Source organism: Nitrospina sp. P1_D6 (genome assembly GCF_052156615.1).
GTDB lineage: Bacteria > Nitrospinota > Nitrospinia > Nitrospinales > Nitrospinaceae > Nitrospina.
On sequence record NZ_JBQKUN010000006.1, the window covers coordinates 99,750 to 124,758 of the forward strand.

A 25,009-nucleotide genomic window follows, 5' to 3' on the forward strand; every position below is an offset into this window, starting at 1 on the left:
AAACTATTGCGCCGGTTGCTGGGCGGTGGGGGGAGTCGAGTCTTCCAGTGAATCTTTGACGAGGTCCTCTTTTCGCGTGTGGATGCCGAGGTCGGCCATCAGTGAAATCAGCACGGGCACGAGGAACAGCGTGAAGAACGTCGAGAACACCAGCCCGCCGATGAGCGCCGTGCCCATACCGCGGTAGAGTTCCGTCCCCGCACCTTCGCCGAACGCGAGCGGCATCATGCCCGACACGGAGGAAATGACCGTCATCATGATGGGACGCAGGCGCGTCTGGCACGAGGTCGCCAGCGCTTCGCGTTCGTCCATCCCGGCGCGCACGTTGTTCAGCATCTGGTGCACGATGAGGATGGCGTTGTTCACCACGATGCCCGCGAGGATGATGACGCCCAGCTGCGTCAGGATGTCAAACGTGATCCAGTTCCAGTCTTCCAGCATGGCCGCCGGGTTTTCCACATTGAACTCTTTCAGGTATTCGCGGATGTTGGTCTTCTGGTATTCGTTGTTGAGCACGATGCCGAAGAACGACCCCGACACCGCCAGCACCACGGTGAGCAGAACGATGAACGGCCGGATGAACGATTTGAACAGTGCCACCAGCAGCAGGTAGATGAAACCCACCGCGTAATAAAAACTGTTGAGCAGGGAGGACTCCGTCGCCGCAAGATCGTCCGCCGAACCGCCGACGCGCAGGCCGTAATCCGAAGACAGGGTCTGCCGCGTCGGTTTCAGAACCTCGTTTTCGATGTTGTCGATGACCTGCTGCATGGGCGAGGATTTTTTCACCTGCACCAGCAGGGTGATGGCGCGTTCTTTTTCGATGTGGTCGATGCGCGCCGGACCGGCGGCGATGTCGATGTCCGCCAGGTGCCCGAGGTTGGTCATCAGGCCGTTGTCCGTCCACACCGGCAGGGCCTTGTAATCGTTCAGCCCCAGCGTGCCCTGATTGCGCTGCACGAGAACGAAGTCGATGGGCTCCCCCTGGTCGTTGAACTCGCCCAGGTACGTTCCCGCGTTCAGTGATTCGATGATGTCGCCAATCTCCGGCACGCCCATGTCCAGCCGCGCGTCGTTGGCGCGACGCGGGATGAAGCGCAGCTCCGGGTTGCCGAACTTGAACTCCGGCCTCACCGAGTGCACGCCGGTCATGCCGGAGATTTTGCCGATCATCTGAAGGGCCACGTCCTTCAGTTTGAACATGTCCGGCCCGGTGATCTCCAGGTCAAACTGCTTCGACGCCGACTGGAAGATGGGCCGCTGGACGGCGAAGGCGAACCGGTAACCCGGAATGGCGAAGATGCGTTTTCCCATTTCGTCGGATTTCACCGCCATCTTCACCTCGCCGCGCTGGCCGCGCGCGAGTTCTTCCTTGATGATGGCGCCGCCGCCGTTGAATCCGGTGGAGAACACGAGGAAATTGTTTTCCACGTCATCCATCTGCACGATTTCCTTTTCGTAGTCGGCGATGTACTTCATGTTTTCATCCACGCGCGTGCCGGCCACCGGTTCGATGAACATGAATACCATGTTGTTGTTGCCGTACGGCATGTAGTCGCGTTGAGGCAGGATGGTCACGCTCCAGATGAGAAGCACCACGACTCCGGCCACGACCCCGATTTTAAGCACCGTTTTTCCCGGACCGTATGCCAGCAGGCGGTGCATGATGCGTCCGTACGACCAGTGCACTCCCTTGCCGAACTGCACCACCGGCCACAACACCTTGCGGTGGAAGAATCCCGGCTTGTATTCCTCGCCGGGTTTCAGGCGGATGAGGAGCGTCGTCAACGTCGGGATGACGCTGATCGACACCAGCAGGGACAACGCGATGCTGGCACTGATGGTGATGGCGATGTCGCGGAACAACTGCCCCGCCTCTTCCTCGATGAACACGATCGGCAGGAATACCGCGAGGGTGGTGAGCGTCGATGACAGCACCGCCCCCCACACCTCCACCGTGCCGTCGTACGCCGCTTTCAGCACGCCCTTTTTCATGGTGAGGTGGCGGTAGATGTTTTCGAGCACTACGATGGAGTTGTCCACCACCATGCCCACGGCGAACGCCATGCCCGCGAGAGAAATGATGTTGATACTGCGGTCCAGCAGTTTGAGGATGATGAACACGGCTACCAGGCTGGTGGGTATGCTGATGGCGACGATCAGCACCGAGCGGAGCGATCCCAGGAACAACAGCAGGACCACCACCGCCAGCGTCGCCCCCAGTGCGAGGTTGGATTTCACCAGGTACATCGCTTCATTGATGTACGTCACGTCCTGGTACACCACCTTGAGGCGCATGGGAATACCCCGGTTGAGCAGTTCCCGGTTCAATTCGTCCACCGCCTGCGCCGACAGGTTGCAGGTCTGGACCACGTTGGCCCCAGGCTGGCGGATGATGCCGAACGCATTGGACAGACGTCCGTTGATGCGCACCAACGAAGTGGTGCGTTTGAACCCGTCCACCACGGTGGCGAAGTCGCTCACCTTGATCGTTTTATCGCCATCGCGCTTGATGACGGTTTTCATGATGTCGTCCGGACTTGTAAATTCGCCCAGCGTGCGCACCGTGTATTCGCGGTGCGTTTCATCGTGGAATCCGGCGCGGGTGTTCTGGTTTTCGTCGGAGAGGCGTTTAATGATGTCGTCGTACGTCAGGTGCAGGCGTGCCACGGCATAAGGATCGAACTCGACGCGCATCTCCCGCTCCTCGCCACCGAAGTGCCAAACTTCGGACACCCCGTCCACCCGTTGCAGGAAGGGAACGATGATGTCCTCGCCCACCTTGTACATGTAGTTCTGGCTGATATCCGGCATGGCGGGATTCGGTTTCTCGACAATGATCCACATGATGGGATTCGAATTGTCCGTCGAGACCGACTTCATCACCGGCTTTTCGGCGAGCACCGGCAGGTCCTTAACCTGTTGCAGCTTGTTGTTGACGTCGATGGTCGCGGTGTTCTTGTCCACGCCCCAGTCGAACTCGAGCGTGATGGTGCTCTCGCCGTGCTTGCTGGTGGAGGTCATCTTCTTGAGGCCCTCGACGTTTTCCAGCTCGTCTTCGATGCGGCGGGTGATGTTGCGTTCCACTTCGTTCGGCGACAGGCCGCGGTATTCGGTCGTTACCTCAATGAGCGGCTTGTCCACGGTGGGGGTCAGCTGGCGCGGCAGGATGTTGTAACAAATGGCGCCGATCACCGCCACCAGGGCCACGGCGACGGTCACCGTGTGGTAGTTGCGTATGGAATGGTCGACCAGCTTCATCAGGTTTCAGAGTCCTGGGAAGGCTTCGGCGCCTTGTTGGTTTCCGCAGAATTGAACGGGGGTTCCGCCTTCGGTTCCGGGTTGGTGAGGAACACCTTCGCACCCGGGAACACCGCACCGGAACCGCGCATGATCAGATCCGCCTGCGGCGTCAGCTGGTGTGTGAAGTCATCGATTTCCACCAATCCTTCGTGTTCCTTGAAGGCGCGCACCGGCACCAGTTTCGCTTTTCCTTCATCCACGATGTACACCACCGTTCCCTGCTCGCCGATGACCAGCGAAATGGAGGGAACGTGCTTCACATTCTTTCGCGTATCGAAACGGATCTTCGCCTCCAGCGTGAGGCCGGGGAACAGCGCCGGGTTGGCATCGGGCAGGTCGATCTGAACCTGGATGTTGCCCGAAAAAATGTTGGCGTCCGGGATCACGCGTACCGTATTGCTCAGATTGTGATTGAGTTCAAACCGGAGACCGAGGTCCACCACGTGGAACTCGGCGGAGGAAATGTTCCGCAGTTTGTTGCGGTAGCTCTGCGGCAACTCCAGCACCGCTTTCAGCTTGGACGACCCGATCATCTCAATCACCGCCGTGCCCGGTGAGGCGAAGGCACCGACCTCGATGCGTTTGCCGATCACCACCCCGTCGAACGGCGCGAGGATTTTCGTTTTCGACAAATCCAGTTTGGCCAGCCGCAGCTGCTGGGTGACGCTGTCGAGATTCGATTTCGCCTGCAGGATGTCCTCATCGCGGGAGCGCGTTCCCGCCTTCAACGCCGCCCGGCTGGAACGAAGCTGTTCCCGCGCGCGCTGCACGCGGTCCACCGCCTCGTCCAGAGACGACTGCGGCACCACGCCGTCTTCCACCAGCTTGCGGAAACGCCTTTCTTCTTTAATGGCGAGCTCAAGTGCGCTTTCATCGGCTTTCAACTGCGCTTCCAGCTTTTCCTTGTCCTCCGGCCGCGCCCCGGTGAGCGTCTTTTCGTATTCCTTCTGCGCCGTGCGCTGGTCCGCCTCCAGCCGCTGGACTTTCAGCTGGTACTGGCGGGAATCGATCAACGCGATCAGGCTGCCGGCGCGGATGGTCTGTCCTTCTTCAACAGGCAAACGGCGAACACGGCCTTCCACCTCGGCGGTGATGAGCACCCGCTGTTCGGCGGCGATGTTCCCAACGGTTCGGATTTCATCAACCACATCCTTGATGATCACATGGCCCACCTGCACCGGCAGTTGCAACTCCCGCCGTTGCGGACGCACCTCTTCCGATTGCGGCTGCGGGCAGGCGGCGACAAACAGAACAGCCCCCAACACAACACCCAGAAACAGAAGAGGAATCCAGCGGCTCGGCTTTTGGCTGTTGTCGTTCAATTCAAATCCTGCATAATAAGTGATTGATTTTATTATCGGCTACTGGAACACCAAATACAAAAAAATCGCTGCAGCCTCACCACGCAGTGTTCCTGTTGGCACTCAGGGCTGCGGGGTTGTATTGTGCAATCGGGATGGACCGGTAAAGAAACGCGGGAAAACCGGGTATCGGAAGCTCTGAAATCTTATCGGCGACACCGCACCTCACTTGACCTCGCACCTGCACCCTCTATGGCCGACGCGTCGGTATAAAGTTGAGCGCAAGCCAGGTACCCGGCAAATATTTTAGCAATCATTAAAAATATATGCTACCCTGCTTTCGAAGTCAATCCATTTTTTTAACAGATATTCAAGAAATACCATGACACGGGGACGCCCCAGAAATTTTGACAAGACCCAGGCGCTGGACACCGCCCTGCACCTGTTCTGGCGGCACGGCTACGAAGGCACATCCATCGCTCTTCTGGCGGAAGCCATCGGGGTGAAAGCGCCCAGCCTGTACGCCGCCTTCGGCAACAAGGAAGATTTATTTCTTCAGGCGATCGAGCGTTACGCGGAGGTCAACGGCCACATTTACCACGACGCGCTAAAGAAAGAAACCGTCCGCGAAGTGGTGAAAAGTATTCTGACGGGAGAAGTGGAGCTGATCACCCGCCGCGGGTCGCCGAACGGTTGCCTCATGATCCAGGGAGCTCTGGTGACCAGCCCGGAATCGGAAAAAATCTGCAAGATGATGGCCAGGATGCGCGGCACGGCGGAGGGATGGATCGCCAAACGCTTCGAGCAGGCGAAACAGGAAGGCGACCTTCCGCCCGACTGCGATCCCAAAGCGTTGGCGTGTTACCTCATGACCATCAACTCCGGCCTGGCCGTACAGGCAAAAAGCGGCGCAAGCAAGAAACAGCTTTTGAAAGTGGTGGACCTCATCCTGAAAAGCTGGCCCGAGCCCGGAAAAAATATTCCCTCGGTCGTTCGGCAGGCGTCCTGATTGACGGCAGTCCCTTCCCTTTCGTTTGATGTGATATCATTCCACGCATGAATCGCCTGTCTTCATCCACTCTTCTTTCCTACACGGAACGCTATCCCATAGACGGGTTCGATTACCGTCTCCTCGATTCCGGCAACGGGCGCAAGCTGGAGCAGTTCGGCCTGCACCGCTTCATCCGTCCCGCACCGCAGGCCATCTGGCCTGCCACCCTGCCGAAAGAGGAATGGGATGAAGCCGTCTCCGAGTACACCTATTCCAAGGGAAAGGACTACGGCGGTGAATGGCACAACCGTCCCGGCCTGCCGAAAGACGCGTGGCGGCTGACCTGCCAGGATTTGATTTTCGAAATCAAGCCCACCGGCTTCGGCCATATGGGCTTGTTCCCGGAACAGGCGGCGCACTGGTTGTGGATTCGCGATTTTCTGAAAGCCCTGCCAGAGGACAATCCCAAAAACGTGCTCAACATTTTCGGCTACACTGGCGCCAGTACGCTGGCCGCCGCCGCGGGAGGCGCGAGCGTGGCGCATGTGGATTCGTCCAAAGCCTCGGTCAACTGGGCGCGCAAGAACCTGGAGTTGTCCGGCCTGGGCGACCGCACGGTGCGCTGGTATGTAGACGATGTATTGAAGTTTTTAAAGCGGGAACACAACCGCGAACGGTTTTACGAAGGGATCATCCTGGACCCGCCCACGTTTGGACGCGGCGCCAAGGGGGAAGTCTGGAAAATCGAGAAGGACCTGCCGCAACTTTTGCAACGGTGCCGCAACGTACTCAGCCGCGAACCGCGCTTCATCCTGTTCACCACGCACTCGCCGGGCTTCTCGGCGCTCACGCTCAAGAACATGATGCTGAATTATCTTGTGGAGCCGAACCGGGGACAGTTCGACGCGGGCGAGATGTACCTGCATAACGAAGAGCAGGGTTACCACATTCCCAGCGGATTCTACAGCCTTTGGTGGCGGGACTGAGCCCGCCTTCCCTCCAGCCTCATTTCATCGGCTTCACACAGCGGAACCCGACCCCCGGGTTGCGGAAGTCCGGGAGGAACGCCGCGCGGTTGGAACTGCGCAGGAACCCGGCGGTGGTGTTCCATGCGCCGCCCCGCACCACCTTGTTGTCCAGCGGGCGCGGTCCTTTGGGATTGTCCTTGGGGCTGGACCGGTAGTAGTTCTCATCCATCCAGTCGGCGGTCCATTCCGCCACGTTTCCTGCCATGTCGTGCAGGCCGTAGGAATTCGGTTTGAACTGGCCGACCGGCGCGGTGGTCCGGTAGCCATCGTCGATGGCCGCGACACGGATGTTGAGCTCGCAGGCCTTGTCACAGAAATTCGCTTCGTTGCCTTTCACCGTGTCGCCCCAGTAAAAATGCGTCTGCGTTTCTCCGCGCGCGGCGTATTCCCATTCCGCCTCGGTGGGCAGACGCTTGCCCTGCTTCTGGCAATACTGGCTGGCTTCATTCCAGGTGATGCTCTCCACCGGCAGGTTGGCGCCGATGTGGTCCGAAGGATTGCGATCCATCACCGCCTGAAACCGGGCCTGCGTCACCTCATACTTGTCCATCTGGAAGGAATCCACGCACACTTCGTGAACCGGCTGCTCGGCGGGCGTTCCCTGCTTGCTTCCCATCTGGAAACACCCTCCTTTGATAGTCACCATTTCCCCTTCACCGGAAGAACCTGCCTTGGCAATCATGGCTTTCTGGATCTGGGTCTTGAGCAGTGCCACCTGCTGGTACACCGCACGCAGGACCCCTTTGTACTTGAGGGTCACCACCGATTGCGGCACCAGTTCCATGCGGTTCTTTTCCTTGAAGAACAGCCGGTAATGCGGAATCGGGTCGTTGCCCTTGATGTCCACGTAATTGCGCATGTTGCTGTTGGTGCGTTGGGGGGGGAGCACGATTTCATCCACCAGTTCCGCTTCCTCGCCTTCCGACGATCCCTTGCGGTACACAATCACCGTGCGGCCGCCGGAGATGGGCATGTCCAGCACCTGGTTCACCAGTTTGAGCGCCTCGTCGTACTTTTTGAAAACGGTCTTGACCTGGGCGAGCGAGTGCATGACCCGAGGATTGTCCGGGTCCAACTCCAGCGCCTGCTCATAGAGCTTTTCCGCCACCGGGTATTCTTTTTTGTCAAAGGCCGCATCGGCCTCCCGGATCAACGCCTCCGCGCTATCGGCGGTAGCCTGAGACGGGATAGGAAAACCCAGAAGCCACAGCGCAGCTCCGGCAAACATCAGACATCGCAAAAAGGAGAATGAACGGTCTTTCCTGTTGAACCACATGGGAGGCTCCAAAGCTGGTGAATGGATATTCGGTTTTTGAGTTCAGGGAAGTATATACCATCCCCATAACAGCGACAACCAAGACAGGGTAAAAAAACAGCCGCTGAACAGAACAAAACTCATTGTTTCAGAATGGATTATTTCTCGGGCGGGGAGTCCGGGGTGGCGGGGGGTGGATTTTTTTCAGACTTTTTGCGCGCGTCCTGCCGGGCCCGTTTTTTTTTCAACTCGTTCCAGTCGTCTTCCGGCTTTTTCTTTTTCTGAAAGCGGTCGCGCTTGGGAAAGTAATTGATTTCGTCGATCATAACAAAGGCCTCCGGGATTCCTTCCCGTTTTCACGACAGTGCGTGGTACAATCTTCGGCTTGAATAACCATTGTGCCACGTCCCCGGCACATCCACAAACCCTTTACCAGTCACTTCTCGCCATGCAATTTCTTCTGTTCGACGATTACGTCATTCACGCGGTGCAAAATCAGGAAACCCAGGTGCTGGAGCGTTGCAACCGGCGCGACATGCAGGCCTGGGTGATGGCTTCTTCCGTACCGCTCATCCTGGAACGGCTGTCGGCCACCGGCAAGGCGGATGAATCGCGAAAAGCGCTGGGCGATTTCCTCTCCGCCGTCACCCTGATGCCCGTAACCGGCGAAGAATTGAAGTCCGGCCTGAAATCCAATGCCCCTGCCTATTCCCACGCCCTGGCGCTCGAACTGGCCGCGCGCCACAAATTGCAGGGCATCATCACCACACAACCGGCGGCGTTCCCCAAATCGGACATCACCGTGATCACCCCGGAACAACTGGACGGCGTTCTTGCACAGGCGGAACAACCGGAACCGGCGGTGCCGCTTCTCAACATCCTCGCTACCTATCCGCAGATCATGGAAGGCGCGGAGGCGGGGTGGATGTCGGTCATCCGGTCGGGATACTTCATCCTCGGCCCGCAGGTCGAACAACTGGAAAAGGAAATGGCGGCGTACTGCGGCGTGACCGATGCGGTGGGAGTTTCTTCAGGAACCGATGCGCTGCTGCTTGCACTGATGACGGCGGACATCGGCGAAGGCGACGAGGTCATCACTACCCCCTTCACCTTCTTCGCCACGGCGGGATCGATCTCCCGCACCGGCGCGAAACCGGTGTTCGTGGACATCGAGCCGGATTCGTTCAACATCGACCCGAAAAAAATCGAAGCGGCGATCACCCCGAATACCCGGGCCATCATGCCGGTGCACCTGTACGGTCAATGCGCGGACATGGACGCCATCAACGCCATCGCGGAAAAACACAACCTGCTGGTCTTCGAGGACGCGGCGCAGGCAACGGGCGCGACCTATAAAGGAAAGCAGGCGGGATCGATGGGCGACTTCGGTTGCTACAGCTTCTTCCCGACGAAGAACCTGGGCGGCTTCGGCGACGGCGGCATGGTGACGGTACGCGATGCGGCTCTGTTCGAAAAATGCAAAATCCTGCGCGTCCACGGCGGCGCACCCAAGTACTACCACAAACTGATCGGCGGCAACTTTCGCATCGACGCCCTGCAGGCGGCGGTGCTCCGCGCCAAACTCCCTTTCCTCGACACCTGGCTGGCATTCCGTCGCGCCAACGCGCAACGTTACACCAGGCTGTTTACAGAAGCGGGGCTGGATACGGTCATCGGCCTTCCGCCGGAAGTGGTACCCGGACACACGTTCAACCAGTACTCCATCCGCGTGCGTGACGGCAAACGCGACGCCCTGCGCGCCGCCCTGGCTGAAAAGAAAATCATGACGGAGATTTATTACCCCGTGCCCCTGCACCTGCAGGAATGCTTCGCCGATCTCGGCCACAAGAAGGGCGACTTCCCCGTCTCCGAGCAGGCAGCCGACGAAGTGCTGGCGCTCCCCGCGGCCAACGAGGTGACCGAAGCCCAGCAGAAACACGTGGTCGCCGCCATCCGCGCTTTCTTCAAATAAAGGAAACAAATTCATTCGCCCGGACGGTACCGCTGGGCGATGGGCAGGCGGCGTCCACTGCCAAAGGCCTTGGACGTCACGCGCAGGCCGGGGGCGGCCTGCTTGCGTTTGTACTCGTTGTTGTCCACCTTGCGGATGATCTCCCGCACCAGCTCCGCGTCGAATCCTTTTTCCGCCAGTTCCTGAGGCGACAGGTGGCCTTCGATATAGCCTTCGAGGATGGGATCGAGGACCTCATACGGCGGCAGACTGTCCTGGTCGGTCTGGTTGGGACGCAGCTCCGCTGTCGGCGGACGTTCCAGGATGTTCGCCGGAATGACCTTCCGGTCACGGTTGATCCACCGCGCCAGCTGATACACCTTCATCTTGGGTACGTCGGAGATCACAGCGAGTCCCCCAGCCATGTCGCCATACAACGTGCAGTAACCGACTGCCATCTCGCTTTTGTTTCCGGTGGAAAGCACCATGCTCCCCGTGCGATTCGACACCGCCATCAGGATGTTGCCACGAATACGCGCCTGAATGTTCTCCTCCGTGACGTCCTCCGGTCCTTCTCCCAACAAGGGGGCGAGGGTTTTCTTATAGGTGTCGAACAATTCACGGATCGGCACCACCGAATAGGCAATGCCGAGGTTGGCCGCCAGTTGTTCGGCGTCGGTCACACTCACCGGGTCGGTGTAATGCGACGGCATGCTCACGCCCTGAACGTTGTCTGCACCCAGCGCGTGCACCGCAAGCACGGCGACCACGGCGGAATCGATGCCGCCCGACAAACCGATCACCGCTTTTGAATACCCACACTTGCTCAAATAATCACGTGCGCCCAGCACCAGGGCGTGGAACATCTCCTCCTCTTCCGATTCGCATGCCGGGTGCACTGTCCCTTCGCCCGTCTTCCAATCCACCGTCACCAGGTCTTCTTCAAACCCCTTCGCCTGCGCGAGCACATTTCCCTTTTTATCGAGAGCGAAGCTGTATCCGTCGAACACGAGGTCGTCGTTGCCGCCGGCCTGGTTGACCAGCACCAGCGGCACACCGGTTTCCTTCACGATGTGCCGGGCGAGTTCCCGCCGCGTTTGCCAGCGCCGCGTGCGGTAAGGCGAAGCGGAGATGTTGATCAACGCCTGCATGCCCGCGTCGGCCAGTTCCTGCACCGGGTTGCGGTGGTAGGGCCCGTGATCGTAGAAGCCCGCGTAGTTCCACATGTCTTCGCACACGGTGATGCCAACTTTCAAACCGTTCCAGTCGAGAAGCCGGACGCATTCCCCGGGAGAGAAGTACCGGGACTCGTCGAATACGTCGTAGTCGGGAAGCAACAGCTTGTCGGCACGCAAAAGAATTTTCCCATTCTGAAAAACGGTGGCGGCGTTGGTCAGGCGTTTGCCCGCGGCGCCGTTGTTCTCGCCGACGTGACCCAGCACCACGGCGGGACCGGTGAGGGTCTGCACCAGCGCGTCCAGCGCACGCCGGTTCTGGATGAGGAAATCGGTTTTGTTGAGCAGGTCCTTGGGCGGGTAGCCGCAGACCGCCAGCTCCGAGAACACCACCATCTCCACGCCAGTTTCCCTGGCGCGTTCGTACGCCAGTCGGATCTTGCGCACGTTGCCCTCGAGGTCGCCAATGGTGGGATTGATTTGCGCCAGTGCGATCTTCAAAAAAGCTTTCCTTATATAAGGAGATTCCAGATCGTGTCCGTCCCCCTGGACATAGACCCGATAGCTTTGTTTATCATAACTTGCCCCGTGGTACAATGTGACCGGGAATTCCGGGGTTTGGCTTCACAAATCTAATGTAGAAACCAAAATTTTCCGAAAAGAAACATATCGGGTGCACTCATTGGGAATTTCATGAAAACTTACCTCATCACCGGCGGCGCGGGATTCATCGGCGGCAACTTCGTGCTGGGATTGCTGCGCCGTGGTGACGTGAAGGTGGTCAACCTCGATGCGCTGACCTACGCCGGCAACCTGGACACCCTGTCGTCCGTCCTCGACGACCCTCATCACGTGTTCGTCCACGGCGACATTCGTGACCGCACGCTCCTCAACCAGCTGTTCGCCGAGCACCAGCCGCAGGCAGTGGTGAACTTCGCCGCCGAATCGCACGTGGACCGCTCCATCGACCAGCCCGGAGATTTCATCCAGACCAACGTCGTCGGCGCCTTCGAACTGCTGGAGGCCGCGCGAACGTATTGGAATTCTCTGCCGGACCCGGGAAAGAACATGTTCCGCTTTCTGCACATTTCCACCGACGAGGTGTACGGATCGCTCGGACCGACGGATGCGTTCACTGAAAGCACGCCCTACGCCCCGAACTCGCCCTATTCGGCGTCGAAAGCGGCGGCCGATCACCTGGTGCGTGCGTACCACCACACCTACAACCTGCCGACGCTCACCACCAACTGTTCGAACAACTACGGCCCGTACCAGTTTCCGGAAAAACTGATACCGCTCACCATCCAGAAAGTCCTGCGCGGCGAACCGATCCCGGTTTACGGCGACGGCAGGCAGGTTCGCGACTGGCTGTACGTGGAAGATCATTGCAAGGCAGTGGAATGCGTGCTGACCAATGGCAAACCGGGAGAGGTGTACAATATCGGCGGCCATGGTGAGAAAACGAACCTCGAAGTGGTGCAGACGCTCTGCCGCCTGCTGGACGAGATGGTTCCCGGTTCACCACACAAACCCAATGCAAAACTCATCACCTTCGTCGAGGACCGGCCGGGGCATGACCGGCGCTACGCCATCGATCCCACGAAGGTCCAAAACGAACTCGGCTGGAAGCCGGACGAGAGTTTCGATTCCGGCTTGCGCAAAACCGTGAAGTGGTACCTGGACCACCCCGAATGGGTCGAACGCGTGACCAGCGGGGCGTATCGCGGCGAACGGCTCGGACTCTCCAAACCCTGAGGTTTCAACGATGATCACCAAAGGCATCATCCTGGCAGGCGGAACCGGATCCCGGCTGTATCCCCTGACGCTGGCCGTCAGCAAGCAGTTGCTTCCGCTTTACGACAAGCCGATGATCTATTACCCGCTCTCCACCTTGATGCAGGCGGGTATCCGCGACATCCTCGTCATCACCACACCGCACGACCAGCCCCAGTTCCAGAATCTCCTGAAAGACGGAAGCCAGTGGGGGCTCAACCTCCAATACGCGGTGCAACCGGAACCGAAAGGACTGGCACAGGCATTCATCATCGGTAAAGAGTTTATCGGCAACGACGGGTGCAGCCTCATCCTCGGCGACAACTTTTATTACGGTGAAGGACTCGACCGCATGGTGCAGGCGGCGAGCCGTCAGCCCTCCGGTGGAACGGTGTTCGGCTACTGGGTGAACAACCCGCAGGATTACGGAGTGGTGGAGTTCGACAAAAACGGCCGGGCGGTGAGCCTGGAGGAAAAACCGAAACAGCCGCGTTCGAATTATGCCGTGACCGGCCTTTACTTTTACGACAACGAGGTGGTGCGCATCGCCGCCGGGTTGAAACCGTCAGCCCGTGGTGAATTGGAGATCACCGATGTCAACCAGCATTACCTCAAAAGGGAAGCGCTCCAGGTGCAGATCATGGGGCGCGGCTTTGCGTGGCTGGACACCGGCTCGCACGAAGCCCTTCTCGAAGCCAACACCTTTGTCGAAACCATCGAGCGGCGGCAGGGACTGAAGATCGCGTGCCCGGAAGAGATCGCCTACCAGAACGGATGGATCGATGCCGGGCAGCTGGAGAAGCTCGCCGCGCTGTACGGTCACAACGGCTACGGCGCGTACCTGCTGAGCCTGACCGGGCGCAACACGCCTCCGGGCGTGCAGATTTTAAAATGATAAAACGATGACCAACTCCACGCACAATGCCCCACGCCGAATACTGTTGACCGGGAAAACCGGGCAGATCGGACGCGAGTTGTGGTCCTTTCTGGACACTTTCGGCGATGTGCGCGCACCCTCTTCCTCCGAACTCGATCTCGCCTTTCCCGATGCCTTGAAGCAATACCTGACGGAATGGCGGCCGCACCTCATCGTCAACGCCGCCGCCTACACACAGGTGGACCGCGCCGAGGAGGAACGTGACCGTGCCATGGCCATCAACGGCACTGCACCCAAGGTCATGGCCGAATGCGCAGCGGAACTGGGCGCAGCGATGGTGCACTTCTCCACCGACTACGTGTTCGACGGAAGCAAACACGGTTTTTACAGGGAAACCGACGAGCCCAATCCCAAAAACGTGTACGGCATCACCAAGGCCGCGGGCGACGCCGCTATCCAGCAGGCGGGCATTCCGCATTTCATTTTCCGCACCAGCTGGGTGTACGGTCTCAACGGCCACAACTTTCTTCTGACCATGCAGCGTCTCGCCCGCGAGCAGGATGAAATCCGCGTGGTGAACGACCAGGTGGGCTCCCCCACGTGGAGCCGCCTGATCGCACAGACCACGGCGAACATCCTCGACCAGGTGTTGAGCGACCGCGAATCGGGAGACGTGAGCGGAATCGAGAAGGCCTCCGGTATTTACAACCTGACCTGCACCGGCTGGACGAGCTGGTACGGATTCGCCAGGGCCATTTTCGACGCCCTGCCGGAGGACGAACGTCCGCGACTGAGACCCATCCCGACCGGCGACTACCCCACACCCGCACCGCGCCCGGCCAATTCGGTATTGTCCATCGAAAAACTGCGCCAGCAGTTCGGCATCATCCTGCCCGACTGGCAAGGCGCGCTGACATTTTGCCTGAACAACCAGACGGCGTCCGACCCCGCCGCCTGATTCCATCCTTCAAGATTCATTTGTCAGATTGCGAATCGCCCGTTAACCTGTTTTTATGGAATATCGAGCCCATTCACCCGCAATCCTATAAAGAATCATGGCGCGCATCCTGGTGTTCACCGCCACGTACAACGAGGCGGACAACATTGAAGAGTTGATCGAGAGCATTCGCCGCTACGTCGCCGATGCCGACATCCTGGTGGTGGACGACGCCTCGCCCGACGGCACCGGCGACCTGCTGGACCGGATCGCCGAGCGCAAGCAAGGCCTGCACATCGTGCACCGTCCGGGAAAGCTCGGTCTCGGTACGGCGCACCTGTTCGCCATGCAGTTTGCGATCCAGCATAATTACGACATCCTCATCACGATGGACGCCGACTTCTCACATAATCCGCAATACATGCCCACACTGTTAAAGCTTTTGGAGGAAAACGACTTCGTCATCGGTTCACGTTACATGCCAGGGGGGCAGTGCGATTACGGGTTTGTCCGAACCTTCGTCAGCCGTACGGCCAACACGCTGGTACGCCTGCTCCTTCACATCCCGACGCATGAAACCACCACCTCCTACCGCGGTTTTCATGTGAGCCTGCTGAAGCGCATGAATCTCAATTCACTGCGGTCGGAAGGCTATTCGTTTTTCATGGAATCGATTTTCCTCGTTCACCGTGCAACCAAAAAAATGGCGGAGTTTCCGATTCATTTCGAGGACCGGCGCGCGGGGCAGTCGAAAATCTCCAAGCGCGAAATCCTCAAAGCCATGCTCAACCTGTTGCGCGTGGCGTTCCGCCGGTGCTTCGTTCTGCCGTGGACGGGCAAATACCTTCAGGCTACGCATCCCCTTGCCATTGCCGAGTGCAAGCACTGTCGATCCCCCCACTCCATGGAACTGGCGCGAAATGAAATTCTTACCCGGAGGAAATGCCTGCACTGTGGATACCTGTTCGATATGGAATTGGAGACGGCATGAAGACCGCGTTCATCACCGGAATTTCAGGGCAGGACGGCAGTTACCTGGCGGAGTGTCTTCTTGAACAAAACTACGTCGTGCATGGATTGATCCGGCCGGGTCCGGCGGAGCAGGTGGAGCCATCGCTGTGGCGTCTGCACGCGGTGCGGAACCGCATTACCCTGCACGCCGCTCCGCTTCTCAACACGCAGGCGCTGACCGGGATACTGAAAGACGTGAATCCGGACGAATGCTATCACCTCGCCGCACAAAGTTTCGCCGGAGACTCACCGCATTCGGAAATGGAAACCATCCAGACCAATGTGGACGGCACCCACAGCGTATTGCTCGCCATCCGCAATGCCGCGCCCCGTTGCCGCGTATTTTTCGCTGGGTCGGCGCAGATGTTCGGCGATGCGCCGCACTCGCCGCAGACGGAGGAGACCCCGTTTCGCCCCGTCAATCTTTACGGCGTCTCCAAAGTCGCGGCGTACGACCTGGTGAAGTATTACATGCGGCATCACAACCTCTTCGTCAGCACCGGTTTGCTGTATAACCACGAATCGCCGCGTCGCAGTTTCGAGTTTGTGACCCGCAAGATCACCGCTTCCGCGGCGCGCATCAAGCTCGGTTTGCAAAAGGAGCTGCGGCTGGGTAATCTCGACAGCGTCCGCGACTGGGGCTACGCCGGCGACTATGTTGTCGCCATGCACGCCGCACTCAATGTGGATGCGCCGGACGATTATGTCATCGCGACCGGGGAGACGCACCGCATCCGCGATTTCCTCAAACGCGTGTTTGCAGAGCTGGAACTGGAAGTCGAACCATACGTCGTGCAGGATGAAGAGTTTTTCCGCCCCACGGAGAACGTTCCGCTGGTGGGGAATGCCGCCCGTGCGCGCAAGCGGCTGGGCTGGGAACCGAAGATGCCGTTCGAGGACTGGGTGCGGCAGATGGTGTGGGCGGACATGGACTACTTTCAGAAGCTGGCGGCAGGCGGAAAACTCTCCGAAAAATAATTTTTGCCTTTATACTGAACTTCTCGACAAAACGTTTTGGGACGCGACCATGAAACAGGCCCTCATCACCGGCATCACGGGACAGGATGGCAGTTACCTGGCAGAGTTCCTGCTTGAAAAGGGTTACCACGTTCACGGCATCGTGCGCCGCTCCAGCACGTTCAACCGCGGGCGCATCGAACACCTGCGGGAGGGGCGAATCGGGGCAGGCAAACTGTCATTGCATTACGCGGACCTGACCGACTCCTCCAGCCTGAACAAGCTGGTGGTGCAGATTCGCCCGGACGAAGTATACAACCTGGCGGCGCAAAGCCACGTCGGTATCAGTTTCCAGATGCCGGAATACACAAGCGAAGTGGTGGGCATCGGCGCCATGCGTCTGCTCGACGCCCTGCACGGCACCGGACAGACCGACCGCGTCCGCTTTTACCAGGCCTCGACGAGCGAACTTTACGGCCACGCGCTGGAAACACCGCAGACCGAAGCCACCCCTTTTTACCCGCGCAGTCCCTACGGATGCGCCAAGCTGTACGCGCACTGGATCACCGTCAACTACCGCGAAGCGTACGGCATGTTCGCGTGTTGCGGCATCCTGTTCAATCACGAGTCCCCGCGCCGCGGCGAAAACTTCGTGACACGCAAGATCACGTTGTCCCTGGCGCAGATGCTGGCGGGCAAGCTGGACGTGTTGTCACTCGGCAACCTGGACGCGAAACGCGACTGGGGGTTCGCCGGCGATTACGTGGAAGGGATGTGGTTGATGCTCCAGCAGGACAAGCCGGACGACTACATCCTCGCCACCGGGCAACAACACAGCGTTCGCGATTTCGTGGAAACGGCGTTCGCGCACTGCGGCATGGAATTGGAATGGGAGGGAGAGGGAACGGAAGAAGTCGGGCGCGACAAGGCGAGCGGCCGGGTAAAAGTAAAAATCGATCCCAGGTTTTACCGCCCGGCGGAAGTGCACTCCCTGATCGGCGACGCCACCAAGGCGCAAACCCGGCTGGGTTGGAAACCAAGAATTCCGTTCGAGCAGTTGGTGCGGGATATGGTGGAAAGCGATCTCGCTCACTACGGTTTGAAGCGGCGGGACATTCTCAGCCCCACCAGGGCGTGATCCGCATCACCCCAGCCAGGCCCGTTCCACTTTCACCAGAATACGATTGACCCCGGCGCGGCCCAGTCCCCACCCGGCAACCACACCCAATAAGTTCGCGCCCATGTCCCAGAGATCAAACATACGGTAGCCGATCATCGCCTGAACCACCTCAAGAGCCAGCCCCAGCTTGATAAACATGCGCATCCAGAAACCGTAGCGGTCCGGCGGATTGATCTGCACGAACCACAGCATCAGGATAAAATAAGCGGCGAAGTGAAGGATCTTATCAAGCCGGTCGATACCGAGGTCCGGCAGCTCCGGCGCGGGCATCAACGATACGATCACGATCAGGCCGATTTGCAGATAGCCCAGTCCCCACCAAAGGCGCGATCGTTGCAACGGTTCCATGAAACGGAAACCTCAAGCAAATTGAATGAAGTGGAGCCCGGAAAGCATATCGGGCCAACCGGCCCACCGTGGCCCGGAGCTGAGGGATTATGGTGTCACCCCTTCCCATTGCCCAATTTAACTCAAATCCCACTACAGGAACAGGTCTTAATCCGAATTGATGGTGCTTTCTTTATGACGCCAAATTCAACTCTTTTTAATCAATCCTTTTGAGATGGTTTTAATCAAAAGGCCATTAAAAACAAGGAATTGCTCCCTTTTTTGGTTGGCTTCATACTAAAATCTGTTAGACTTTAACAACACATAACAATTCTAACGAATGGGAACCCCATGACCCCCAGTGTGCCTGCGTTCCGGGCCGCAGAGGAAAAGAAACTTTTCCTCAAGCGCATCGACCTGATGACTTTCTTTTCAGAGGACACCCTCGATGCGCTGGCCTCTGATTGCAGTGAGATTGTGCTGGACGCCAACACCGTCCTGTTTGAAAAGGGCGACACGGGAAAGTCCATGTACATCCTGCTCGAAGGCGAGGTGTTGATCTATATCGAGAAGAAAAACCTCGCCACGCTGAAACCCGGAGCGTATTTCGGCGAGATGTCGATGATCGAATCCCAGCCGCGCACTGCCAGCGCCAAAACGCTCATGCCCTCCACTTTGATCGAGATCAACGAAGAATTGTTCGAAAGCTACTTCGCCAACCAGCCTCGCGCGCTGATGGCGATGATGCGGAACCTGTCCGCCCGCTCGCGAAAGATTTCCTCGGACCTGGCGGCTTCATTGCCGTCGATGGACGAGGAGTCCGGGGTGGATCCCATCGCGTTCATGAACGACACTTATCTCGACGTGCTGCTGTTCGATCTGGAAACATTCAAATTCACCCAGGCCAATGCTCCCGTCTGCCGTGAAGTGGGATACTCGCCTGAAGACCTTTTCAAAATGCATTTCCTCGACCTGGCCATCAGCCTGGACCAGGAAGACATCGACCGTCTGTTCGAGCCCCTCATCCAGAACATCCGCCCGATGACGGTCTTCGAAGCCGTGTACCGCAGGAAAAACGGGTCCACTTATCCGGTGGAGTGCCGTTGCCAGTTGGTGAAGAATCTCGGTACCCATCCGCAGGTGATGGTGTGGTCGCAGGACATCACCGAGCGCAAGCAGTTGGAGGAACAGATCCGGCAGATGGCGTACTACGACCCTCTAACAGGCCTGTTGAACCGGAACCTGCTGAATGACCGGCTGGAAGTCGCCCTGACCGCCGCCTCTGTCGCGAAGGAAAAAGTCGGCATCCTGTTTCTCGACCTGGATCATTTCAAAACCATCAACGACACGCTGGGTCACGACCTGGGGGACCTGCTTCTCAAGCAGGTGGCGGACCGGTTGAAAAAGGTGGTGCGGCAGGAGGACACGGTGGCCCGCATGGGAGGAGACGAGTTCGTCATCGTCGTGCCCAACCTCACCAAAGAAGATGAAATCGTGGACCGCGCGCAGAAGGTGCTTGAAGTCCTCTCGCCTATTTACCGTATCCAGAATCACGAATTGTACATCACATGCAGTATTGGCATTTCCGTGTTCCCCGACGACGGACAGGAGATCGAAACTCTGCTCAAACACTCCGACCTTGCCATGTACCGGGCCAAGGAACGCGGCCGCAACACCTTCCAATTTTTCGCGCAGTCCATGAACACGCTCGCAGTGGAACGCATGGTTATCGAGAAAAACATGCGCAAGGCGGTGGGCGGCACCGAGTTCCAACTGTATTACCAGCCGAAAATCTGTCTGCGCTCCGGCAAGGTGGTGGGCATGGAGGCGCTCCTTCGCTGGGAAAACCCGGAGTTGGGATTTGTCAATCCGCAAAAAAGCATCCCCATCGCCGAAGAGACACGGCTCATCATCCAGATCGGGCACTGGATCATCGAAAGCGCGTGCCAGCAGATCAAGCGGCTGGAGAAGATCAATCCGGATATCAGTATCGCCGTCAACCTGTCGGTCATTCAGTTCAATTCGCCGGACCTCGTCTCCGAAATCAAAGGCATCATTCAGAACACGGGCATCGATCCGCAAAAACTCCAGGTAGAAGTGACGGAGTCGATCCTGATTCAGGACAGCACGCTGGCCATCAACATCCTGCAGAACCTCAACGATCTGGGTATTAAAATCTGCATCGACGATTTTGGCACCGGCTACTCCTCATTGAGCTACCTCAAGAGCATGCCGATCGATTACCTCAAGGTCGACCAATCCTTCATCCGCGACCTGACCGATCCTACAAACGAGGCCATCACGCGTGCGGTGGTCGCGCTGGCACGGAGCCTGGGAATGAGAACCATTGCGGAAGGCGTGGAAACGAAGGAGCAAAAAAGTTTTCTGCAGACGATCGACTGCGATGAAGGGCAGGGTTACCTGTTCAGCAAACCGCTGGAAGCCCACCGGGCTGAAGAATTGCTGCTGAAGGGGTTGGAGGTCACTTGAAGCGGGATGTCAACTGCTTGATGACTTTGTCCCAATCCGTATTGTCGGCCTCTGTTCCGGTAATGGGACCCATGTCCTGAAATTTCTCCCGCTCATCACCGGTCAACTCCAGGTCCTCCTCGAACAACGCCACATCCTCCTCCTGCAGCATTTCATCGGCGTCGTCCATTTCCAGAAGCGATTCGAATTCCTCCTGCGAGAGGGTTTCGTGGTTGACCGATTCCATTTCCTCTTTTCGGTGGCGCGCTCCTTCGTGCAGGGCGTCCAGGTATTCCCGGCGTACGTTGTAGTGTGAAAACCGGTAGGCGCTGATTTCCCCGGCCTGCACGAAGTCTTCCGAAGCGAGGCGGAACTGTTTTTCGCGCAGGTAAATCCGTCCGCGATACACCCGTGCCAGAAAATGGTCCGGTTTCAGGCTGAGGACCATGTTCAGGTTCATCAGGCCCCCGGCCAGGTTGTGTCGCTCCAGGTTCTTGATGGCCTGCTCGAAGTGCCGGCGAACCTGCGGACGCAGGTTTTCCATCAGGATGCAGATCGGCTCCACCACCGGAAACACCCACCTTCCCAGATGAAACCGAACGGCTCTCACGAATTCCAGGGTCCTTTCCATGGACGACCTCTGCAGACCCTCTGCCTTCCGGGGTCCGGGGGACATGCGGGCACTGTTTGCCCTCAAATTTTTCTCAAACGGATACTCAATCATAACCAAAATCCCCCATACCGTCAAACACAAACCCCGTTTGCGGTGCTGCGTGAAAATCCTGCGCAAATCCCAATATTTAAAGGTCTTTTCCGGGACGCTCCTCAGCGCCCGGAAGCCCGGTGGGAAACGCCTTTCTTGACCTCTTGAGTGTAAGTCTTTATCGTTAGCTTTTTTCAATACTTGAGCCCCAGTCCGCAGGCTTTTACAGGCCCCGGTGGAAGGGCTCCTTCAACCGGAGGAAACGCGCGCATGGCCCGACTCATCGACAAACCCACCCTGGTGGAAGCCGCCGGCACCAAGCCCAAGGTCATCAAGGAATACATCGGCAAGGTCAATTCGAAAACATCGGACGTCAGCATCGCCTATATGACCAGTCCCGAAGGCTGGCAAGAGCCGGGGCAGACGCCGGAGTTCGACGAATACACCCTCGTCCTGCAGGGCATGCTGAAAGTGGAGACGAAGGAGGAGACGTTTGAGGTGAGCGCAGGCCAGGCGGTCATCACCCCCAAAGGCGAATGGGTGCGCTACAGCACACCGCGCTCCGGTGGAGCCCAGTATGTTGCCGTGTGCCTGCCGGCGTTTTCCCCGGACACCGTGCACCGCGACGAGTGATCACCCTCCTGCCTGTCCGGCAACCCGGGTTGAGGAAACCGGACGCACACAAAATAAAAAAGGGCGGGGCGAAACGCCCCACCCTCTTTCACAACTGAATCAGCTTCCAATACTCAGCGTTTTTCGGAAAACGCATCCGCAGCCCGGCCGAACGCTTTGCCCAGCCGCGAGGTGGCGTCGGAGAAACCGTCGGTGATGTCCCCCCACGCGTCTTTGGAACTGCGTTTCATCTCGCCCAGCCATTTCTGGACCTCGTCGCGTTCGCGTTTCAGCGCCTTCAGTTTTTCATTCAAATCCTTTTTCGCCTCGGCGCTCATCGACTCCATCTTGCGGTCGGCCTTGTTCTGCAACGCGTCGATGCGGCGGTCGAGATACTCGAGATTGTTCTCGACCTCGGCGACGGCTTCTTCTTTTTCCTGCACCGAATAGTTTTTGATCGACTCGGTCAGCGCGTCGAACCTTTTACCGATGTCCCCGGTAGTGGTTTTGTCCTTCGCTTTGGATTCTGCAAGCGAAGGCGCGGCGACACCCAGCGCGAGGAACAGAACAGAAAAAATGGCTATATAGGAGATGCGGGTTGCAAACGGTTTGGACATGAATTGCTCCTTTCTCTTTTACGGGTTCCGGAATGCTCAAGGTGGAACCCTCGATTCAAAAGAAGTCCCCTTCGGTATTAAAATTCGTTCTTTATATTGAGACAGGAGAGAAGCGGAATCGATTCATTTTCAGGCGCATAAAAATCGGGCATTGCGCATAAGTGAAGAACTGGGAGGGGTTTTCAAGGCGTACCAATTCAGAAATTTTTTTTTTGTAATCCCAATGATACGGATAACTTTTCCTGATTCAGGATTAGTACGGGGGTGGAGAAAACCGCAAGGAAGGAGAAAACTTGGCGTCCCCAGGGGGATTCGAACCCCCGTCGCCGGCGTGAAAGGCCGGTGTCCTGGGCCTGGCTAGACGATGGGGACGCCCTGTTTGTTCTTTGTGGACAAAAAGTGAGCCGCGAAGGGCTCGAACCTTCGACCCACGGCTTAAAAGGCCGTTGCTCTACCAACTGAGCTAGCGGCTCCCGTTCACAAAGCGTTAAGATGTATCAAATGCATTGTATCATGTCAATTGATTTTATTAGGCTTGATTTTGCCCGGGGCCCTACATACAATTACTTCCTTTATTCATCCCCCTTTATCAGGCAGGCAAGACGTGGAAAAATCGGAACAAATCTGGATGGACGGCAGGCTGGTCCCGTGGGCGGAGGCCAATGTTCACGTCCTCACGCACACACTCCATTACGGATACGGGGTCTTCGAAGGCATCCGCTGTTACCGTTCGGGCAAAAAAAAATCCGCCATCTTTCGCCTGCCGGAACACGTCAAACGGCTGTTTGACGGCGCGAAAATCCTCGGCATCGAAATCCCCTACAGTGAGAAACAGATCACGCAGGCCATCATCCAGACGGTGCAGGCCAACAAGCTCGAGGAATGTTACATCCGCCCCATCGTCTTCCTGGGCGACAACAAGATGGGGTTGAACCCGACCGGCGTTCACGTTCGCGTCGCCATCGCCGCCTGGCCGTGGGGCACGTATCTGGGCGACGACGGACTGGAGAAAGGCATCCGCGTCCGCGTCTCGTCCTTCAACCGTCACCACGTCAACGTCACCATGACCAAGGCCAAGGCCTGCGGCTACTACATCAATTCGATCTTTGCCAAGGCGGAGGCGGTACGCGACGGTTACGACGAGGCCATCATGCTGGACACCAACGGTTACGTCACCGAAGGTTCGGGCGAGAACATCTTCCTCTACCACAAGGGTACGTTGATGACTCCGCCGCTATCGACGGGCATCCTCGACGGCATCACGCGCAACGCGGTGGTGCAGATCGCCAAGCACCTCAAGATTCCGCTGGAAGAGGCCGTTCTCACCCGCGACGAGTTGTACATCGCCGACGAGATATTCCTCACCGGCACCGCGGCGGAGATCACCCCGGTGCGCGAGGTGGACAACCGCACCATCGGCGACGGCAAACGCGGCAAGATCACCAAACAAATCCAGGATATGTTCTTCCAGACCGTCGCTGGCAAGCAGGCCAAGTTCCAACACTGGCTCACCGAAGTCTAGTCCACCAAGTGGACTGAGAACGGGGTACTGCCCTCCCGGCGAAACGAGAGTCCGTGGGCCCGATCCTGAATCCACTCTTTTGCCTCCGGGCGCAGTCCGCCCCTCCACGAGGGGAAGGAAACCGGGTACTGCTCTCCTGGCGATCGATGGTCTGTGAGCCCAATCCTGAATCCACTCTTTTGCCTCCGGGCGCAGTCCGCCCCTCCACGAGGGGAAGGAAACCGGGTACTGCTCGCCTGGCGATCGAGGGTCCGTGAGCCCGATCCTGAATCCACTCTTTTGCCCCCGGACGCAGTCCGCCCCTCCACGAGGGGAAGGAAACCGGGTACTGCTCTTCTGGCGATCGATGGTCCGTGGGCCCGATCCTGAATCCACTCTATTGCCCCCGGACGCAGTCCGGCCCGAAATCGACGAAAAAATCACGGACGAAAACCCGTTAAACAAATTGGATTTACCGGAAAAAATGCATTAAAATGCGGCATACAACTTGCCAAGCGCAAACGGGCATCTTATTCCTGAACAGGTTTTGCCGCCACAGCGGCGGGGAGACGGCCTCCTCACCCGGCCAGGCGATAGGTCCCATACAATTCAAGGAGTTAGAATAAATGCCCATTTACGAATACGAATGTGAATCCTGCGGCACCACGTTTGAGTTGATGCAGTCCATAAACGCCAAGGCACCCAAGCAATGCGAGACGGCTGCATGCAAAGGCAAGCCCCGGCGCAAAATATCCGCTTCGGGCTTCATCCTGAAGGGCAGCGGCTGGTATGCAACGGACTACCCGTCCGAATCCCGCAAAAAAGGTTGGGAGGCGGAAAGCAAGCAGGACAATGGCAACAGTGCTCCGGCTCCTTCGGGCGAGAGCTGTTCGAGCCCCGGGTGCGCCAACCCGGCCACCACCACCGCGCCCAAGCTGAAGTCCAACCCGATTGCGGAGGCCAGCAAAAACCCGTACTCCGGGGGCAAGAAAAAAGCCAAAAAGTCCGGGGCCAAATCCAAAAACTGAGGTCCCGCGTTTA

The 25,009-nt window shown here is 58.1% G+C and carries 21 protein-coding genes and 2 tRNA genes; 13 read left to right on the plus strand and 10 right to left on the minus strand.

The window, feature by feature from the left end; all coding sequences use genetic code 11:
- Positions 1–3: 3 nt before the first annotated feature.
- Positions 4–3,261 (minus strand): efflux RND transporter permease subunit, encoded by a 3,258-nt coding sequence (locus ACTRXA_RS11540; RefSeq protein ID WP_442427342.1) that lies wholly within the window; start codon positions 3,259–3,261, stop codon positions 4–6.
- Positions 3,261–4,625, minus strand: a complete 1,365-nt coding sequence (locus ACTRXA_RS11545; RefSeq protein ID WP_442427343.1) for an efflux RND transporter periplasmic adaptor subunit — start codon at positions 4,623–4,625, stop codon at positions 3,261–3,263. The genes ACTRXA_RS11540 and ACTRXA_RS11545 overlap by 1 nt, the downstream gene beginning before the upstream one ends.
- A gap of 361 nt (positions 4,626–4,986) precedes the next feature.
- Between ACTRXA_RS11545 and ACTRXA_RS11550 the strand changes: the two genes are divergently transcribed.
- Together ACTRXA_RS11550 and ACTRXA_RS11555 are read left to right on the plus strand one after the other, a co-directional pair.
- Complete coding sequence (locus tag ACTRXA_RS11550) at positions 4,987–5,613, plus strand: TetR/AcrR family transcriptional regulator (protein ID WP_442427344.1); 627 nt, start codon at positions 4,987–4,989, stop codon at positions 5,611–5,613.
- Positions 5,614–5,660: 47 nt separating this feature from the next.
- The gene (locus ACTRXA_RS11555; RefSeq protein WP_442427345.1) at positions 5,661–6,581 is read left to right on the plus strand and encodes a class I SAM-dependent methyltransferase; all 921 of its coding nucleotides are present in this window, start codon (positions 5,661–5,663) and stop codon (positions 6,579–6,581) included.
- Between the two features lie 19 nt (positions 6,582–6,600).
- On the opposite strand, the gene ACTRXA_RS11560 is transcribed toward ACTRXA_RS11555, so the two are convergent.
- A complete protein-coding gene (locus tag ACTRXA_RS11560; RefSeq protein ID WP_442427346.1) occupies positions 6,601–7,851 on the minus strand; it encodes an SUMF1/EgtB/PvdO family nonheme iron enzyme in 1,251 nt (416 codons plus the stop codon).
- 185 nt (positions 7,852–8,036) lie between these two features.
- Complete coding sequence (locus tag ACTRXA_RS11565) at positions 8,037–8,204, minus strand: hypothetical protein (RefSeq protein WP_237100504.1); 168 nt, start codon at positions 8,202–8,204, stop codon at positions 8,037–8,039.
- 122 nt (positions 8,205–8,326) lie between these two features.
- Here ACTRXA_RS11565 and ACTRXA_RS11570 point away from each other — a divergent pair, with 122 nt between their 5' ends.
- Positions 8,327–9,850: a DegT/DnrJ/EryC1/StrS family aminotransferase gene (locus tag ACTRXA_RS11570; protein WP_442427347.1), complete on the plus strand. Its 1,524-nt coding sequence runs from the start codon at positions 8,327–8,329 to the stop codon at positions 9,848–9,850.
- Between the two features lie 11 nt (positions 9,851–9,861).
- Here ACTRXA_RS11570 and ACTRXA_RS11575 read toward each other — a convergent pair whose 3' ends face one another.
- Positions 9,862–11,505 carry an NAD+ synthase gene (locus ACTRXA_RS11575; RefSeq protein WP_442427348.1) on the minus strand — a complete coding sequence of 548 codons (1,644 nt, stop codon included), beginning with the start codon at positions 11,503–11,505 and terminating at the stop codon, positions 9,862–9,864.
- Positions 11,506–11,697: 192 nt separating this feature from the next.
- Between ACTRXA_RS11575 and rfbB the strand changes: the two genes are divergently transcribed.
- The 6 genes from rfbB to gmd all read left to right on the plus strand — a co-directional run bounded on the left by rfbB (position 11,698) and on the right by gmd (position 17,697).
- Entirely contained in the window at positions 11,698–12,759 is a 1,062-nt protein-coding gene (gene rfbB, locus ACTRXA_RS11580) for a dTDP-glucose 4,6-dehydratase (protein ID WP_442427349.1), read from the plus strand.
- 10 nt (positions 12,760–12,769) lie between these two features.
- The gene (gene rfbA, locus ACTRXA_RS11585; protein ID WP_442427350.1) at positions 12,770–13,672 is read left to right on the plus strand and encodes a glucose-1-phosphate thymidylyltransferase RfbA; all 903 of its coding nucleotides are present in this window, start codon (positions 12,770–12,772) and stop codon (positions 13,670–13,672) included.
- 7 nt (positions 13,673–13,679) lie between these two features.
- Positions 13,680–14,612: a dTDP-4-dehydrorhamnose reductase gene (gene rfbD, locus ACTRXA_RS11590; RefSeq protein WP_442427351.1), complete on the plus strand. Its 933-nt coding sequence runs from the start codon at positions 13,680–13,682 to the stop codon at positions 14,610–14,612.
- Positions 14,613–14,709: 97 nt separating this feature from the next.
- The gene (locus ACTRXA_RS11595; protein ID WP_442427352.1) at positions 14,710–15,582 is read left to right on the plus strand and encodes a polyprenol monophosphomannose synthase; all 873 of its coding nucleotides are present in this window, start codon (positions 14,710–14,712) and stop codon (positions 15,580–15,582) included.
- Positions 15,579–16,580, plus strand: a complete 1,002-nt coding sequence (locus ACTRXA_RS11600) for a GDP-mannose 4,6-dehydratase (protein ID WP_442427353.1) — start codon at positions 15,579–15,581, stop codon at positions 16,578–16,580. The genes ACTRXA_RS11595 and ACTRXA_RS11600 overlap by 4 nt, the downstream gene beginning before the upstream one ends.
- Before the next feature lie 49 nt (positions 16,581–16,629).
- Complete coding sequence (gene gmd, locus ACTRXA_RS11605; RefSeq protein WP_442427354.1) at positions 16,630–17,697, plus strand: GDP-mannose 4,6-dehydratase; 1,068 nt, start codon at positions 16,630–16,632, stop codon at positions 17,695–17,697.
- A gap of 6 nt (positions 17,698–17,703) precedes the next feature.
- On the opposite strand, the gene ACTRXA_RS11610 is transcribed toward gmd, so the two are convergent.
- Positions 17,704–18,087, minus strand: a complete 384-nt coding sequence (locus tag ACTRXA_RS11610; protein ID WP_442427355.1) for a VanZ family protein — start codon at positions 18,085–18,087, stop codon at positions 17,704–17,706.
- A gap of 330 nt (positions 18,088–18,417) precedes the next feature.
- On the opposite strand from ACTRXA_RS11610, the gene ACTRXA_RS11615 reads away from it, so the two are divergent.
- Positions 18,418–20,556: an EAL domain-containing protein gene (locus ACTRXA_RS11615; RefSeq protein ID WP_442427356.1), complete on the plus strand. Its 2,139-nt coding sequence runs from the start codon at positions 18,418–18,420 to the stop codon at positions 20,554–20,556.
- On the opposite strand, the gene ACTRXA_RS11620 is transcribed toward ACTRXA_RS11615, so the two are convergent.
- Positions 20,549–21,166 (minus strand): hypothetical protein, encoded by a 618-nt coding sequence (locus ACTRXA_RS11620; protein ID WP_442427357.1) that lies wholly within the window; start codon positions 21,164–21,166, stop codon positions 20,549–20,551. The two genes, ACTRXA_RS11615 and ACTRXA_RS11620, sit on opposite strands and share 8 nt — an antisense overlap.
- Before the next feature lie 342 nt (positions 21,167–21,508).
- On the opposite strand from ACTRXA_RS11620, the gene ACTRXA_RS11625 reads away from it, so the two are divergent.
- Positions 21,509–21,871: a cupin domain-containing protein gene (locus ACTRXA_RS11625; RefSeq protein ID WP_442427358.1), complete on the plus strand. Its 363-nt coding sequence runs from the start codon at positions 21,509–21,511 to the stop codon at positions 21,869–21,871.
- 113 nt (positions 21,872–21,984) lie between these two features.
- Here ACTRXA_RS11625 and ACTRXA_RS11630 read toward each other — a convergent pair whose 3' ends face one another.
- The 3 genes from ACTRXA_RS11630 to ACTRXA_RS11640 all read right to left on the minus strand — a co-directional run bounded on the left by ACTRXA_RS11630 (position 21,985) and on the right by ACTRXA_RS11640 (position 22,940).
- Complete coding sequence (locus ACTRXA_RS11630; RefSeq protein ID WP_442427359.1) at positions 21,985–22,467, minus strand: hypothetical protein; 483 nt, start codon at positions 22,465–22,467, stop codon at positions 21,985–21,987.
- Positions 22,468–22,761: 294 nt separating this feature from the next.
- Positions 22,762–22,839: transfer RNA gene (locus tag ACTRXA_RS11635), tRNA-Glu, on the minus strand.
- 28 nt (positions 22,840–22,867) lie between these two features.
- Positions 22,868–22,940: transfer RNA gene (locus tag ACTRXA_RS11640), tRNA-Lys, on the minus strand.
- 131 nt (positions 22,941–23,071) lie between these two features.
- On the opposite strand from ACTRXA_RS11640, the gene ACTRXA_RS11645 reads away from it, so the two are divergent.
- Together ACTRXA_RS11645 and ACTRXA_RS11650 are read left to right on the plus strand one after the other, a co-directional pair.
- Positions 23,072–23,989, plus strand: coding sequence for a branched-chain amino acid transaminase (locus ACTRXA_RS11645; RefSeq protein ID WP_442427360.1), 918 nt, complete (start codon positions 23,072–23,074; stop codon positions 23,987–23,989).
- Positions 23,990–24,594: 605 nt separating this feature from the next.
- Positions 24,595–24,996 (plus strand): FmdB family zinc ribbon protein, encoded by a 402-nt coding sequence (locus ACTRXA_RS11650; RefSeq protein ID WP_442427361.1) that lies wholly within the window; start codon positions 24,595–24,597, stop codon positions 24,994–24,996.
- Positions 24,997–25,009 lie beyond the last annotated feature (13 nt).

What these genes read in the sequence shown, in the direction of transcription:
- ACTRXA_RS11620 (WP_442427357.1), bottom strand. Translation starts at nt 21,166, where the DNA reads ATGGAAAGGACCCTGGAATTCGTGAGAGCCGTTCGGTTTCATCTGGGA.
- ACTRXA_RS11560 (WP_442427346.1), bottom strand. Translation starts at nt 7,851, where the DNA reads ATGTTTGCCGGAGCTGCGCTGTGGCTTCTGGGTTTTCCTATCCCGTCT.
- gmd (WP_442427354.1), top strand. Translation starts at nt 16,630, where the DNA reads ATGAAACAGGCCCTCATCACCGGCATCACGGGACAGGATGGCAGTTAC.
- rfbB (WP_442427349.1), top strand. Translation starts at nt 11,698, where the DNA reads ATGAAAACTTACCTCATCACCGGCGGCGCGGGATTCATCGGCGGCAAC.
- ACTRXA_RS11630 (WP_442427359.1), bottom strand. Translation starts at nt 22,467, where the DNA reads ATGTCCAAACCGTTTGCAACCCGCATCTCCTATATAGCCATTTTTTCT.
- ACTRXA_RS11565 (WP_237100504.1), bottom strand. Translation starts at nt 8,204, where the DNA reads ATGATCGACGAAATCAATTACTTTCCCAAGCGCGACCGCTTTCAGAAA.
- ACTRXA_RS11550 (WP_442427344.1), top strand. Translation starts at nt 4,987, where the DNA reads ATGACACGGGGACGCCCCAGAAATTTTGACAAGACCCAGGCGCTGGAC.
- ACTRXA_RS11555 (WP_442427345.1), top strand. Translation starts at nt 5,661, where the DNA reads ATGAATCGCCTGTCTTCATCCACTCTTCTTTCCTACACGGAACGCTAT.
- rfbA (WP_442427350.1), top strand. Translation starts at nt 12,770, where the DNA reads ATGATCACCAAAGGCATCATCCTGGCAGGCGGAACCGGATCCCGGCTG.
- ACTRXA_RS11540 (WP_442427342.1), bottom strand. Translation starts at nt 3,261, where the DNA reads ATGAAGCTGGTCGACCATTCCATACGCAACTACCACACGGTGACCGTC.
- ACTRXA_RS11570 (WP_442427347.1), top strand. Translation starts at nt 8,327, where the DNA reads ATGCAATTTCTTCTGTTCGACGATTACGTCATTCACGCGGTGCAAAAT.
- ACTRXA_RS11595 (WP_442427352.1), top strand. Translation starts at nt 14,710, where the DNA reads ATGGCGCGCATCCTGGTGTTCACCGCCACGTACAACGAGGCGGACAAC.
- ACTRXA_RS11600 (WP_442427353.1), top strand. Translation starts at nt 15,579, where the DNA reads ATGAAGACCGCGTTCATCACCGGAATTTCAGGGCAGGACGGCAGTTAC.
- ACTRXA_RS11650 (WP_442427361.1), top strand. Translation starts at nt 24,595, where the DNA reads ATGCCCATTTACGAATACGAATGTGAATCCTGCGGCACCACGTTTGAG.
- rfbD (WP_442427351.1), top strand. Translation starts at nt 13,680, where the DNA reads ATGACCAACTCCACGCACAATGCCCCACGCCGAATACTGTTGACCGGG.
- ACTRXA_RS11610 (WP_442427355.1), bottom strand. Translation starts at nt 18,087, where the DNA reads ATGGAACCGTTGCAACGATCGCGCCTTTGGTGGGGACTGGGCTATCTG.
- ACTRXA_RS11625 (WP_442427358.1), top strand. Translation starts at nt 21,509, where the DNA reads ATGGCCCGACTCATCGACAAACCCACCCTGGTGGAAGCCGCCGGCACC.
- ACTRXA_RS11615 (WP_442427356.1), top strand. Translation starts at nt 18,418, where the DNA reads ATGACCCCCAGTGTGCCTGCGTTCCGGGCCGCAGAGGAAAAGAAACTT.